At 44.1% G+C, this 14054-nt stretch carries 15 protein-coding genes and 1 pseudogene; 4 read left to right on the forward strand and 12 right to left on the reverse strand.

Annotation, left to right across the window (positions count from 1 at the left end; all coding sequences use genetic code 11):
• The 12 genes and pseudogenes from Q0C19_RS06440 to nadA all read right to left on the reverse strand — a co-directional run.
• Window positions 1-825 (reverse strand): OprD family outer membrane porin (locus Q0C19_RS06440; protein ID WP_295054096.1); only part of this gene is annotated, 825 nt, incomplete at its 3' end.
• 36 nt (window positions 826-861) lie between these two features.
• The gene (gene soxB, locus Q0C19_RS06445) at window positions 862-2628 is read right to left on the reverse strand and encodes a thiosulfohydrolase SoxB (protein WP_295054099.1); all 1767 of its coding nucleotides are present in this window, start codon (window positions 2626-2628) and stop codon (window positions 862-864) included.
• 10 nt (window positions 2629-2638) lie between these two features.
• Window positions 2639-3406, reverse strand: a complete 768-nt coding sequence (soxA, locus tag Q0C19_RS06450; RefSeq protein ID WP_295054102.1) for a sulfur oxidation c-type cytochrome SoxA — start codon at window positions 3404-3406, stop codon at window positions 2639-2641.
• Between the two features lie 3 nt (window positions 3407-3409).
• A complete protein-coding gene (soxZ, locus tag Q0C19_RS06455; RefSeq protein ID WP_295054105.1) occupies window positions 3410-3736 on the reverse strand; it encodes a thiosulfate oxidation carrier complex protein SoxZ in 327 nt (108 codons plus the stop codon).
• Between the two features lie 49 nt (window positions 3737-3785).
• The gene (gene soxY, locus Q0C19_RS06460; protein WP_295054107.1) at window positions 3786-4259 is read right to left on the reverse strand and encodes a thiosulfate oxidation carrier protein SoxY; all 474 of its coding nucleotides are present in this window, start codon (window positions 4257-4259) and stop codon (window positions 3786-3788) included.
• 16 nt (window positions 4260-4275) lie between these two features.
• Window positions 4276-4794: a sulfur oxidation c-type cytochrome SoxX gene (gene soxX, locus Q0C19_RS06465; RefSeq protein ID WP_295054110.1), complete on the reverse strand. Its 519-nt coding sequence runs from the start codon at window positions 4792-4794 to the stop codon at window positions 4276-4278.
• 79 nt (window positions 4795-4873) lie between these two features.
• Entirely contained in the window at window positions 4874-6037 is a 1164-nt protein-coding gene (locus Q0C19_RS06470; RefSeq protein WP_295054113.1) for a HAMP domain-containing sensor histidine kinase, read from the reverse strand.
• Entirely contained in the window at window positions 6027-6680 is a 654-nt protein-coding gene (locus Q0C19_RS06475; protein WP_295054116.1) for a response regulator transcription factor, read from the reverse strand. Before Q0C19_RS06475 ends, Q0C19_RS06470 begins: the two co-directional genes overlap by 11 nt.
• Window positions 6677-7804: a cache domain-containing protein gene (locus tag Q0C19_RS06480; protein ID WP_295054119.1), complete on the reverse strand. Its 1128-nt coding sequence runs from the start codon at window positions 7802-7804 to the stop codon at window positions 6677-6679. The genes Q0C19_RS06475 and Q0C19_RS06480 overlap by 4 nt, the downstream gene beginning before the upstream one ends.
• Entirely contained in the window at window positions 7804-8871 is a 1068-nt protein-coding gene (flhB, locus tag Q0C19_RS06485) for a flagellar biosynthesis protein FlhB (RefSeq protein WP_295054121.1), read from the reverse strand. The genes Q0C19_RS06480 and flhB overlap by 1 nt, the downstream gene beginning before the upstream one ends.
• A gap of 3 nt (window positions 8872-8874) precedes the next feature.
• Window positions 8875-9690: pseudogene (nadC, locus tag Q0C19_RS06490) on the reverse strand (carboxylating nicotinate-nucleotide diphosphorylase).
• Window positions 9687-10685 carry a quinolinate synthase NadA gene (nadA, locus tag Q0C19_RS06495; RefSeq protein ID WP_295054123.1) on the reverse strand — a complete coding sequence of 333 codons (999 nt, stop codon included), beginning with the start codon at window positions 10683-10685 and terminating at the stop codon, window positions 9687-9689. The pseudogene nadC and the gene nadA overlap by 4 nt, the downstream one beginning before the upstream one ends.
• Before the next feature lie 85 nt (window positions 10686-10770).
• On the opposite strand from nadA, the gene plsY reads away from it, so the two are divergent.
• From plsY to Q0C19_RS06515, 4 genes are all read left to right on the forward strand, one after another.
• Entirely contained in the window at window positions 10771-11385 is a 615-nt protein-coding gene (gene plsY / locus Q0C19_RS06500; RefSeq protein WP_295054126.1) for a glycerol-3-phosphate 1-O-acyltransferase PlsY, read from the forward strand.
• Entirely contained in the window at window positions 11382-11708 is a 327-nt protein-coding gene (locus tag Q0C19_RS06505) for a dihydroneopterin aldolase (RefSeq protein WP_295054129.1), read from the forward strand. Before plsY ends, Q0C19_RS06505 begins: the two co-directional genes overlap by 4 nt.
• A 78-nt stretch (window positions 11709-11786) precedes the next feature.
• Complete coding sequence (hsrA, locus tag Q0C19_RS06510) at window positions 11787-12458, forward strand: homeostatic response regulator transcription factor HsrA (protein WP_294895609.1); 672 nt, start codon at window positions 11787-11789, stop codon at window positions 12456-12458.
• A 379-nt stretch (window positions 12459-12837) separates the two neighbouring features.
• Window positions 12838-14054: Cache 3/Cache 2 fusion domain-containing protein (locus Q0C19_RS06515; RefSeq protein WP_295054131.1), on the forward strand; the 1217-nt coding region annotated here is incomplete at its 3' end.

Genomic DNA, 14054 nt, shown 5'->3' on the forward strand with positions numbered 1-14054 from the left:
ATGCATTCCCCAAGCCTGAAGTTCAAGGGAGTCAATTGATTTGTTTTTCGCCCCCAAAACAACTACAGCGGGTGCAGAGTCATTCCCATACAAAAGCTGATCGCTATTCGTGATATTTGCTGTTACATTATAATGGGTGCGATAATAGTTTTTAATCGCATCGGGAGTATCACCCGTATCGGCCATCGAACCGAAATAAGTCATACCGCGTTCTTTGATTTTATCGGCATAGTCAATCTGAATCATTGTGTTAGACAAATCATTGGATACCGCTTCATACCCTTCGATGGCAATCGGAATCATTTTGGTATCATTCGGATTGATCCACGGATTGGTCATCAGCATACGACCCGCTTTAAGAGACGTTTTGGCGATATCGTACTGGAGATACGCCTGAGCCAAGACATTATATCCCCGCCCGTAATTCCCATCCGCACCCGGACCGGGGGCAAAAAGATCCGCTGATGTCGTATTTTTAGGATGTCCTGCATTAACACCGTTGTCATCGTCGGTCATCCCGCCCAATCCACGCGTCGCATACAATCCTGCGCCGATACTAACACCGCGGAAGGGTGCTGTTTTATAAATCAAACTTCCACCCATTGCCATCCCTTGGCTGTCAAGATCAGGCTTATTTAAATTATAAACGCCGGTATTAGCTCTTTCCCATTGATCGTTATTATCCCAATCGGTACTAATGTAATGCAAACGAAGACGTGCGTCCAGTTTCCCCTCAGTGAATGCACGGGTCAGTTCGTCTGCTGCCTGAGCCGATATTGCTAGTAAACATACGGCCGCAGCCGTAACACTTAATTTTAAATTCATTCCTAACTCCTTAAATTAAAATCGACACGGGGGTGATCAACACCCTCGTGCACCTTTTTTCGGACATCCACAGTCATAATCCATCAGCCGAACATTACTGTTGCCGCTGATGTTGACATTCTTTTGACGACGAATATACGCGGATGCGACATCATACACAGGGCGGGTTAAGTTTTCTTTTAAATTTGCCCCGGCATTTTGCAAATTTCCGCCCCATGATGAGACTTTGTATACTTTGGTATCAATAATCGGTTTGCCGCCTATCATAATATTGGTGATACGCTTTCCGCTTACCGCACCGACACGAATTTCATACGTTACTCCCCCTAAACGGCTCATATCACCGCCTTGCTGGTAGAGCGGATTTGCATTAAATACATTATCCGCAATATCTTCAAGAAGGGTACGGATATGCATTCCGGTCAGTTCGAATGTGTAGACATTCGGATAAGTGATTGCCGTCATATCATAGACATGATCCATCGTAATCGCATCCCCTTCGAGTACCGTAGTTCCCCAACGGTATCCCGGGGTAAAAGAGATATCCGAATCCATCGCATCGATAATCGAATCATTGATCAACTGATCGAACGTCGACTGGAACGTATCGCGCTTAAACAATGTATTTTTCGTAATCCCCAACACTTCGGAGAGTTCGGAATCGTACGGTGAGTACAGCTCTTTAACGAGTTTTTCACCCTCCGGGTCAGCCGGAATCAAGTTTGCCGCAACCGGGATCAGTTTATACTCGTACCCTTTAACCTTGTGGTTTTGGATATCGATATCGAGCCGTCCGATGTATTTTCCGTGGCTTCCCGCGATGACGATCACCGTTCCGTTAATGACGGTCGGCTGAGGAGAAGGATCATGCGTATGTCCGCTGAGGATAAAATCGATCCCTTTGACTTGGCGTGCTACCTCTTGGTCGACACTGAATCCGTCATGCGATAATACGACAACACAGTCCACCTGTTCTTCTTTACGAAGTTTGTCCACATACGTTTGAAGGGTATCCAGACGAAGTCCGAAACTCCACCCCTGCGTAAACTCTTTCGGGTTTGCCGTCGAGGTAAACGGAAATGACTGACCGATGATACCGATCTTGGCACCGCCTCTTTCCATAATCGTATACGGTTTGAAAATAAGCTCTTCAAAATCGTCGGCAAACGAATCATCGCCAACGATATTTTGAGAGATAAACGTTGCGTTTAACATCTCGATAAGCTCTTTAACCCTCGTTTTACCGTAGGTAAATTCCCAGTGACCGACCATTACGTCTACACCCAAATAATTTTGGGCTTTGACGATCGCTTCGCCGGTCGTTTTGAGCGCCAATCCGGTACCCTGCCACGTATCACCTGAATCGAGAAGCAATACATTGTCTGCTCCGCGCTCTTTTTTGATATGGTTGATGAGGGTTTTCATGTGGGAAATCCCCCCCATTTTCCCGAACTTATGCGCCAAAGCGTCAAAGTTCATATGGGTATCGAAATAGGCATCGAGGGTTTTGCCTTTCATCCCGTAATGCTTCAAAAACGATTCACCGCACAAAAATCCAGGAGTACCCGTGAGATTTGGCGCGGAGATAAGCGTCGAGGGCTCTCTCCAGTAAAGCGGTTTGATGTGGGCATGCATATCACAGATATGCAGCAGCGTTACGTTACCGCGCGCATTGAACGAATAAATATCTTTCAATCCGACCTCATCGATCCGTGTTGCTCCTGTTGCAGCCGAAGACAATGCCGGCACACCCAGCCCTAAAGCGGCAGCTATATGGAAAAAATCTCTACGTGATACATCCATCTTAGCCCCCTTAGCGTTTCAAGCCCGGGATTTGAATCTCGTTGCCTTTGGTTTTATTCGTCACATAGACTTCAAGCCCTACCATTTCGCGAGAACCGAGAGGGATTTTGGCGAGTAGCGCATTCTCCATACATTGTTGAAAACGTTTGTCCAAGGTTACCATCTGACTTTGGGTCATACGATAAGCCGGCCACGTACCCGCCGCTTTGTTTACCCCAAGATCCGGAAGCGGCTGCATACGCAAACGCTGACCGATAATATCGGCGCTGTGACAGCTGTTGCACGAGAGTCCCCGTCCGCCGCGGCGCTGTTCAAATACCTCTTGACCGAGCGCCATCATCTCTTTCATCTGCTTATCGCTTTTGACATCAATGGATGTTTTTAGTCCGTTTGCCAACGATTTCACGTATGCCGACATTTTGATAATCTCGTTACTCTCCAGCTTAGGGACGCTTTGACCCCGATCCGCCATCGCCATTTGAAGTGTTTGGGCGATCGTTACAACTTTGCCTGCCGATTTGACAACACGAGGGAATCCCGAGAGATATTTCGGAAGATCTTTCTCTTTGACCCCCAGCATTTTGGCATAGGCTTCGTTTCCGATAAGACGTTCAAACATCTCTTCTCCTTCAGCCACATCCATTGCCGCAGGATTGTTTTCGAGCATTTCAGCGTACATCGCTTTGTCTGCATCAGACATACTCATTTTTTCTTCGGCGTTTGCCGTACTCAAAAGCGCCAGAGCGATCAATGTGGCACTTACAGATAATTTACGCACGATTTATCCTTTTGGAGTAATTTGTTCGATACTCTCGACGCTTTGCCCTTTGTTATCTTTGGCAATCACTTTAAGTGTCCCTGCACCCGGCACTTTAAAACTGATACTCATCAGCGGATTAACCGATAACGATTCCCAAATGACCATTTTCGTAATCAATTTGTCGTTAAAAAGAAATTTTACTTCATCGATATACTGCGCCGGAATAATCTCTCCGGTATCTTTGTTTTTACGCATTCCGGTTTCCATCGGATGCATCGCCATAAAGTCAACTTTGACTACGTCTCCGACTTTGTACTCTTTCGGCTTGATTTTAATCAGTGTTTTCATAATGTGAATCCTTTATCAATTTTTATTAAACGTTATAGGGTTGATCGAATCAACCGCATCCGCCGATCGTTACTTTGACATTTTGTTTTGCACTCAAAAAGGTTCCGTCGCTCATCTCAGCGATTGCCACAACATCTTGCGTTCCGCCAAGTTTGACACGGGTACCGAAATACGCTTCGCCGTTCGCTGGAGTCAGATAGACATTCGCACATCGCACATTTCCGTTTTTAGATGCCAATACATGAATCGCTTTGACATAATCTTTGTCGCTCATCGGACTTTGTACCGTTACTTTGACCGGCACAACCGCACCGTTTTCAGCAATTTCAGGAGCAACAATCACCACTTTCGCCGAAGGGGTTAGAGGTTTTCCTCCGGTAATCGCCGCCACGGCATTCTCATAATTCATCTCGTTGGGTCCTGCGACCTTTTTAGCTTCGTCCGCCGCATTGGCTACATGTGGCAACAATGTAGCGCATGCCGCTACAACTCCAAATCCTTTTAAAAATGATCTGCGTTCCATAGTCTCTCCTTAAGAATTATTTTTTTAATACGATATACGATGCCAAATCACAGATTTCGCGCTCGTTCATCAGATCGTTAGTCAAATTGATCGTCATATGCGTCGTTGGATTGTCGACACGGGCATCGGCGATTTTTTGGTAGACAAATTCATGTTTTCGAGCGCCGCTCTCCATGAACAGCCCTTTATAATTGGTCAAATCAGGACCGATATTTCCGTACCCTTTTGCCCCTTCGATATTGTGACAAGCGACACAGTTTCCGAATTGTTTCTCTTTCCCATCCGGTAGGATTTTGACCAACCCCTGAGGGGCTGGATCTTTGGCATCTTTACCGTTAAGATTATGAAAAATGTATTTTCCCCGCGCAATGACGGCAGGATCTTCACTGATACACCCTTGCGGCATTGCAAACACTTTAGGTGCAGGAAGGGCATCTTTTTTTAAAATAGCCGTAGCATCGGGGCTTTCGATCACTGATGACAAATCAGCTGCTCCGAGCAATGTGGCAATTCCAAGAATAATGGCTATTCGCATTGGCTCTCCTTGATTTTCTTATTACAAGGAGCATTCTAAAGGAGGAATGTAAAATTAATGTAAAAAATGGAGATAAAAACTAAAGAATGAAGATAGGAGGAGAAAATGTGTAGCTAAACGTGCTCCCCTTCCCATAAACCGAATCAATATGAAGCACTATCGCGGCTTTGTCGATAATGGATTTTACGATATTCAATCCGATCCCGAAACCCCCTTTGTCACTGTTTTCACGATAATAGCGTTCAAAAATCCGCTCTACGTTGTCGATTCCAACACCGTTATCTTGAAAACTCATCACACATTTTTCTTCGGTACGTTCCAAAATTACTTCGATTTTCCCCTCTTCGTGAGAGTACTTAATCGCATTGGAGAGATTATTATCAATGATCCGCTGCAACTGCGTCGGATTAAACCGTATAAAAATATCGTCCTCGATCCGAGACTCGATCGCAATGTTTTTCAGTGCCGCAACTTCATAAAAGTAATCGATACGATCTTGAAGGTAGCGACTTAGATCAATCTCTTCATATTCAAAAGAGAGCCGTTCATTTTTAATCAGATAATCCATATCGTTATAGAGTGTAGCGAGGGTTTTCGTTGCCGCTTTGATCCGCCGTAGATATTTATTTTGAGGGTTGGCACGATTGTAAAGATCAATATTGACGTTGATAATCGAAAGAGGCGTATTAATTTCGTGCATTGAATCTTTGATGAAACGGTCCAGCCTCTGATTTACACGCTGAAACGGCAAGGCAAACCGGTCTAAAAAAAAGAGGGAGAGGACAAAAATAAGTACGGCGATGGAGAGAAGGATCATGACCACATCCTGATAGATGCGCGTATAGATCAGCTCTCCGCCTACCACCAGATAGGTCGCATCAAAATAGTGATGTTCAGGCAAAGCGATGATGAGATAGGCATATCCGTTATCGACGTAATATCCCACTTTTTGATTCTCAAGGGGGCGTTCAATCAATGAAAACAGCGGCTTGAAATGCTCATCGTACAATCCAGACTGAAACGATCTAAACCGCGGATAATCGAATACCTGCTTCTCCTTGACATCAAACTCTTCCATCGATCGGAGGATCAGATGCGATTGCCGTTTTAGTTTGAACTCATACTGTATCTCATAAACGTATTTCATGTAGGCGACATACACATAGGTCGGTACCAGCAAGAGAACCGCTACGAGCATGGTGTAGATAAATGCGTTTTTGAGCGCGTAGAGCTTATCGTTCAATGATGTATCCCAGCCCGCGACGGTTTTGGATAATGTCGAGCGGAAGTTTTTTGCGGAGATTGTTGATCTGCACCCGTATATTTGCCGGATCGACGTATTCACCCCAAATCTCATCTTGAAACATCTCAACCGAGACAATCTGGTTGGTATGTTTGAGCAATACGGCAAAAATCTCTTTTTCGGTTTTGGAGAGGGCGATCGCTTTATCGTTGTGGTTCAAGCTAAAATGTTCCGTATCATAGACCAATCCGCCGCCGAAATCGATTCTATTCTCACCTTCGTGATAATGGCTTTTAAGGGCATGCATAATACGCAGCTGCAGTTCGGTCAGATCGAACGGTTTACGAATATAATCGCAGCATCCCGAACTATACCCTTCTTGCAAATCATTGACGTTCACCATCGAAGTAAGAAAAATAGCCGGTGTTTTATTCCCCTCTTTGCGTAAAGCGCGAAGCAGCTCAAAACCGCTCATCCCCGGAACATTGACATCCAGGAGATAAAGATCGAAGTGGGTTTCATAAATCGCATCGAATGCCTTTTCGCCATTGCTGAACCCCATTACTTCGTATCCCAGATCGTTCAAAAATTCGGTGATACTCACGCGCAGCATATACTCGTCTTCGAGCAGTAATACCCTCATTTTATCTCCCCTTTAATCTCTTTGGTTACTTTATAATTTAACATTATCCCGATCAATTCCTCTTTGGAATACGAATCCAGCCGCTCATGCGCCTCTTGCAAAAAAAGCTCACGATCTTCGGGGGCCACTGTATCTTTGAGATACAATAGCTCTTTGTCGTATACGCTTTGAAACAGTCCGTTGTCAAGCGATTTCTTTACCATGACATCGTAAAGTTCATTCCGCGAAAGATGGATAAGAAACGCAATATCCTCCTCATCCGAATGGGCATAGGCATTGATTTGCTTCGGTGAAAGAGAAAAGACAAATGCCCCGATTGTCTCCCCCTCCCCGTTTTTCATCGGTTCAAAAAAGAGATACCGCCCGCCGCTGTAGATAACGTGCGTATGCTTCAGTGTTTTAAAGTCGATTTTATTTAGAAGCTTCAAATCGCTCTGAGTGTATTTAGGATTAGCCAAAATATACTCTTTTCCGATGGCGGGATTTTCCTGCATAAAAACAGCTGTTTCGTAAAACCTCGCATCCATGAGGACATACAGATCAATCCCCAAACGGTCAAAATATTCCTGCGTCGACTCGAAAAAGGAAACAACCTCCACAAACCCGAGCATTTTTTCGTCATGATAGACCGGAACCGTCGCCTTGACCCCCAGTTTTCGTCCTACTTCGATTGCCGAACGGGGATTCTTGTGGGTTTGAAAGTAGAGCAGATCGGGACGATGAAATTCAAGCGGCATCCCCGCATACGAATTATCCCAACTGCGGGCAAAAATCACATAATCGGAGGTGATAACCTGCGACCGGATCAGCGAATCGGTATGAACTTTGATCGACTCCATCCCTTTTGAGAGGATTTTAAACCCTTTATCTTCATCATCTTGTTCCAGGGCATCGCTCAACGCCGTATTTTGCGAAAGGATCAAAGCATATCGCAGCGCATTGGAACGCTCTTTTTCGAGTTGATTGTTCAGAGCCAAGGAGAGCTGATCGCTCAGACGCTCCAGAGTTTGGGAGGTCACTTTTTGTTCAAGTTGCCATAATACGATCCCCAAAATACTCATGATGACCAAGAAAACCGAAGCGATGACTCGCTTATTGGAAAGGAGACCTACCCAGCGCTCCATCAGGAACTCCCCTTCTTCTTTTTACCCATCTTATAGACATACGCCAACACTTCGGCGACAGCGGCAAATAAAAGATCGGGAATCGGATGGTCAAGCTCGACCTTCGCATAAAGTTCCCGTGCGAGCGGAGGATTTTGAACAATATGTACGCCGTTTTCACGCGCTATCTTTTTAATCTGTATCGCCATATTATCAACCCCCTTAGCCACGACGACCGGAGCATTGTGCTTGTTCTCGTCGTACATTATCGCCACAGCATAGTGGGTCGGGTTGGTAATGACGACATCGGCGGTCGGAACCGAAGACATCATCCGTTTTCGGGCCGCCTGCATCTGAATCTGGCGTATTTTTGCCTTGATGTGCGGATCCCCTTCCATATTCTTCATCTCGTCTTTGATCTCTTGAAGCGACATTTTGAGTTTGTCAAAATACTGTTTTCGAACCAAAAAAAGATCGATAATCGCATAGATAAAAATGATGATGAGCATCACCGAAGCTAAAACGATCGCTTTGTCCCGAAGCCATCCCATCTGATCTTGAAGATTAAACAGCGCAACCGTCGGAAGCTCTTCAACGTAATACCAGAAGTAAAGAAACCCGATCCCAAGCGCCGTCAGAGATTTCAACGTTATCTTGAGTGACTCAAGCCCCTTTTGGAGAGTGAAAAGATTCGCGAATCCTTTGATCGGATCGAGTTTTGAAAAATTGGGGACGAGCGGTTTGGTGGTAAAATTAAATCCGATCTGCGCCACCGTACCGAATACCCCTGCAACCGCTACGATAATCGAGATAGGCAGCGCCATGATGAGAAACTCTTTCATTGTCTCCACCGCGACAGTAAACATCAGCTCACGATCCAGCGGCTGATTCATCAGAGAAAAATAATATTGGGTAAGATGGAGCATCCGATCGGCGATAAATTTAAACATCATTATCACCGCCAAAATGGCGACAAATAAGACAACAACCCCTACGATATCCTGACTTTTAGCAACATTCCCCTCTGCACGGGCATCTTCGAGCTTCTTGGAGGTGGGTTCTTCGGTCTTTTCTTGATCGTCAGCCACAGATTAATCCATCTTCATGGAGATATCAATCCAATTAGCCTGATGGATGAGTGATCCTGTACTGATTGCGTCAACTCCGCTCTGTGCATAGCCCTCAATCGTCTCAAGGGTAATATTGCCACTTGCTTCGAGCAACACTCCGCTGTGGTGTTCCCATTTGTACTTGACCACTTCGCTAAGCTGTTCGATGGACATATTGTCGCACATAACGATATCGGCACCGCATCGCATCGCGTGAGCCGCCATCTCAAAATCTTCCGCTTCGATCTAGATTTTGGAGGTAAACGGAATCTTTTTACGTGCCTCTTCCATAAAGCTCTCTAAATTGACGATGGTTTTTAGATGGGTGTCTTTGAGCATCAGCGCATCATCCAGCCCCATCCGATGGTTCGTCGCTCCGCCGATGCGGGTAGCGTATTTTTCAAAATTGCGCAGAAGAGGACGGGTTTTTCGGGTATCGAGAAGTTTTGTTCCGTACGGTGCAATGAGATCGACATATTTGCGGGTCAACGTCGCAATAGAACTGGCATGCAGCAGCATATTCAGCAACGTCCGCTCAATCCGCAGCAGCGTATGCGAATCGCCGCTTAGTTCCATCAGGATATCCCCTTTGACAAACCGATCCCCGTCTCGCTTATGCCAGACAATCGTAAATTTTTCAATATCGGCCAAAGTACTCAAATAGAGTTCTCCTGCGATTACACCGTCGCTTTTGGCAATGATTTTTGCAGAGGCGGGAACCGCTTCCGAAACCCGCGCATACAAATCCCCACGTCCTACATCTTCGGCCAATACTTCACGGATAAATTGTTCGATCATAACGCCATCATCCTCTCTAACGCAATTTTCGCCCAATACGCCGTCTCTTCATCCACTTCGATCTCATTAATCGGAGCACCGTCCTCGATCGATTTAAGGACATTGTATAAATCTTCCAATGTCGTCTCGTTCATCGTCGGACATTCGGGTTTTGTAGAAGAAAGAATATACGTATTGGATGGACGGAGGCGGTTGACCATATTAAACTCTGTCCCTACCGCCACCTTTTGCTCAGAGGGGAGTTCCATGATGTACTTGATGAGTTGTGAGGTCGAACCGACGAAATCGGCGCGGTCACAAATAGCGGGGTCGCATTCAGGGTGAACCGCGATCAAAATTCCGGGATATTTGGCGCGATAAAACTCGATGTCATCAACACTGAAAAGCTGATGCACCGAACAAAATCCGTCGTAACAGATGATGTCGGCTTCTTTGGGATCGGTTCCGTCACCGAGTACGCACGATTTCAGTCCCATCATATTGGCGATGTTTTGCCCCAGACAGCGATCGGGGACAAAAAGGATCTTTTTCCCTTCCGCGAGTGCTTTGGTAATAATCATTTTCGCGTTGGAGCTGGTGCAGACCATTCCCCCCATTTTCCCCACACGCGCTTTGACGTCGGCATTGGAGTTGATGTAGGTGATTGGGAGGATGTTCTCTTGCGCGATCCCTGCGGCTTCGAGCTTGGCAATCGATTCGTCATAATAGAGCCCGTCAATCATCTTCGCCATCGCACAGCACGCGAGTTTGGGCATCACGACCCGCTTGTGGGGGCTGAGGATTTTGACACTCTGCCCCATAAAACCGACACCGCAAAATACGACAAACTCTTTATCATCCGCCATGGTACGACGGGCAAGTTCCAGCGAATCACCCGTGATATCCCCCATCTCGAACACTTCGTCTCGTTGATAGAAGTGTGCTACGACGGTGACGCTGAGACGGTTTTTAAGATCAATAATTTTTTGTTTTAATTCTTCTGTGCTAGTATTCAAAACCATTCCTTACTCTCATTAGGATGTTATTATATCTTTTGAAATATAATACCATCCAAAATTTACCAACAAAGAGTCACTTATTATGGATTTTTTATTTAATCTCAATGTTCAGTTTTACCTAGCCGCCTACCTTCTCGGCGGGATCCCGTTCGGACTTATTTTGGCAAAAGTATTCGCCGGAGTCAACATCACCGAATCTGGATCGCAAAGCATCGGCGCAACCAATGTATTGCGCGTTGTCAAAGAGACGAACCCCGGCCTTGCCAAAAAACTCGGAGCCGCAACGCTAGCCCTCGATGCGCTCAAAGGGATCATTGTCGTCCTCGCCGCCAAATATTTTGAAATGAGCGACAGCGTTCAATGGATGGTTGCCGTCCTCGCCGTTATCGGGCATTGCTTTAGTCCGTACATGTGGTTTGAGGGAGGCAAAGGGGTTGCGACCGGAATGGGTGTAATGGCTGTCATGCTTCCGATCCCAACGGCAATCGCGTTGGTAATTTGGGGAGTTGCAGCGAAAACCATCCGTATTTCGTCTCTCTCTTCGATGCTCGGCCTTTTAGCTCTTGTCGTAGCATCCTTTGTTCTCTACCCTGCGATGTTCCATGCTCCGGTACTCTTTATCGCCTTTATCCTTTTCTATAAACATATCCCTAACTTCATCCGCCTATTTCAAGGCGAAGAGAAAAAAGTCGCATGAAAATCCTGATCGAGAAACTGACTTTTGATACCATCATCGGTATTCTCGACCACGAACGCACTACCCCTCAGCGGGTGCAAATCGATTGCAGTATTGACTATTCTTATACGAACAACGACTTCGTTAATTATGCCGATGTGACCCAAATGATCGAGAAAACCATGCAAACTGAGCAGTTTGGACTGATCGAAACGGCACTCGAAAGCCTCAGTGTAGTACTTAAAAATTATTTTCCGCCCATTCAGGCCCTCACCCTCACCCTTAGAAAACCTGATATCCTTCCAAATTGCACCGTCGGTGTTCAAAAAAATTTCATTTTTTAAAAAAAATTGAAAAAAAGTTTAAAAAATTCTAAAAGTATGGTATCATTTCGGCAAAATTTCCGTAAATGAGGAATCTGAATGCGTATTCTGATCATTGAAGATGAAGTAACCCTCAACAAAACCCTTGCAGAAGGGCTCAAAGAATTTGGTTACCAAAGCGATGTCGTCGAAACTTTAAAAGACGGCGAGTATTATCTCGATATCCGTAACTATGACCTAATTTTGATGGATTGGATGTTGCCGGACGGTAACAGCGTCGATATCATCCCAGACATTAAAAGCAACACTCCGAAAACCGTAGTCGTTGTCCTCTCCGCTCGTGATGACAACGAAAGCGAAATTGAAGCTCTAAAAGCAGGTGCTGATGATTATATCCGTAAACCGTTCGATTTTGATGTCCTTGTAGCTCGAATTGAAGCGCGTTTGCGTTTTGGCGGTAGCAATATCATCGAAATCGATGACTTGACGATCAATCCTGAAGAGGAAAAAATCATCTATAAAGAAAAAGAGATCGAACTCAAAGGGAAACCGTTTGAAGTCTTGACTCACCTTGCGCGTCATCGTGATCAAATCGTCTCTAAAGAGCAATTGTTGGATGCCATCTGGGAAGAGCCTGAGCTTGTCACCCCGAATGTTATCGAAGTTGCGATCAACCAAATTCGCCAAAAAATGGATAAACCGCTCGGTATCACTACTATTGAAACCGTGCGCCGTAGAGGATACCGTTTTTGTTTTCCAAAAGAAGCATAAAACACTTTCTTAATTACTGAAAAGCCTACTTTAAAAGGCTTTTCAAAACTTTCATTACTCTCTTCCAATCGAAATCATCAATAACCTCTTTCACTATATAGTGCAATATCATTTTCCAAATCTCTCAAAATTATTACAAAACAAAGCAATCTGAACTAGCAAAAATATGACCTAGCAACTACTTATAAGTTCTCTAATCATTTTAATTCTTTTATTTATATTAAATGAAATTTATTTTTTAACACCATTGTGATAAAGGTAAAATTTAACTTTACTTTTGCAACAATATTGCAACACAATGTCGTGATAATGTCAGCTATTGTTTTACTTTTTACCTATGAGTAACTAGTTAAAAAAACAAAATAAGGAGTTGATATACATGGAGTTTCTTAAAAAATCTGTTGTAAACAGAGTACTTTTCAGTACGTTGCTATCGATATTCATAGGGATATCTGTTTTATCTTATATGGCATCCAATAAAACCTATGACGCACTTAATGAGGCTGATGAAAAATCGATCAAAAATGAGTTAACACTTATTCTTGGCACGATTAAAACATTTAACAGTGTTGCAAAATCATCTGCGGATCAATTAGGCGGAACTTTTGCCGGTATCCTCGGTAACACTGTAGCCCTTGATACGTCAAGAACAGTAAAAATAGGTGATTTTGACACACCTGTTATTACCGCTAATGGAGAAACTTTAAATTTAAATTTTGAAAAAGTTGATCGATTTTCAGCATTGACCAAAGGCTCAGTAGCAACAATATTCGTTAAACAAGGAAACGATTTTATTCGAGTAAGCACCAGTCTAAAAAAAGAAGATGGGTCACGTGCGATAGGAACCAAACTGGATACAAAACACCCAGGCTACAAAAAAGTACTCAACGGTGAAGAATATGTAGGGAAAGCAAAACTTTTCGGAAAAGACTATATGACTAAATATATACCGATTAGACAAAATGGTATGATTATCGGTATTTTATTTATAGGTTTTGATATTTCTGCTGAGTTAGAAAAACTTATGAAAAATATCGAAAGTATTAAGATTGGCAAAACTGGATACTACTACGTTGTAGATTCAAAACCAGGAGATACACAAGGGGTATTTTTATACCATCCGACGCTACAGGGCAAAAACAATTTAGAGACTAAAGATTCAAATGGCTTAGAATTTGTTAAAGAGATGATTGCTAAAAAAAGCGGAATGATTACTTACGAATGGGAAAATGAAACTAAATTCTCAGCTTTTGAAGCATTTGATGAATGGAATTGGCTCATTGTCGGAGGAACCTATGTGGATGAAATTGAAGAAAAAGGTAATGAAATACGAAATCTGATTTTAATCATTTCTATTATCATACTAAGTTTTGTTTCCGGAATAGTCTATCTTCTCCTAAAAAAAGCGTTAAGTCCACTATCGAATATCCAAACCGGCCTCCTCTCCTTCTTCCGCTTCCTAAATCGAGAAAGCGCAAAAGCAGAAACAATTGATCTGAAATCCGAAGACGAATTCGGACAGATGGCAAAAGTGATCAATGAGAATATCGCTGTTATCGAAAAAGGGCTTGTAGCCGATGCCAATGCGGTAGCGAA

This window comes from Sulfuricurvum sp., assembly GCF_023250475.1.
Lineage (GTDB): Bacteria > Campylobacterota > Campylobacteria > Campylobacterales > Sulfurimonadaceae > Sulfuricurvum.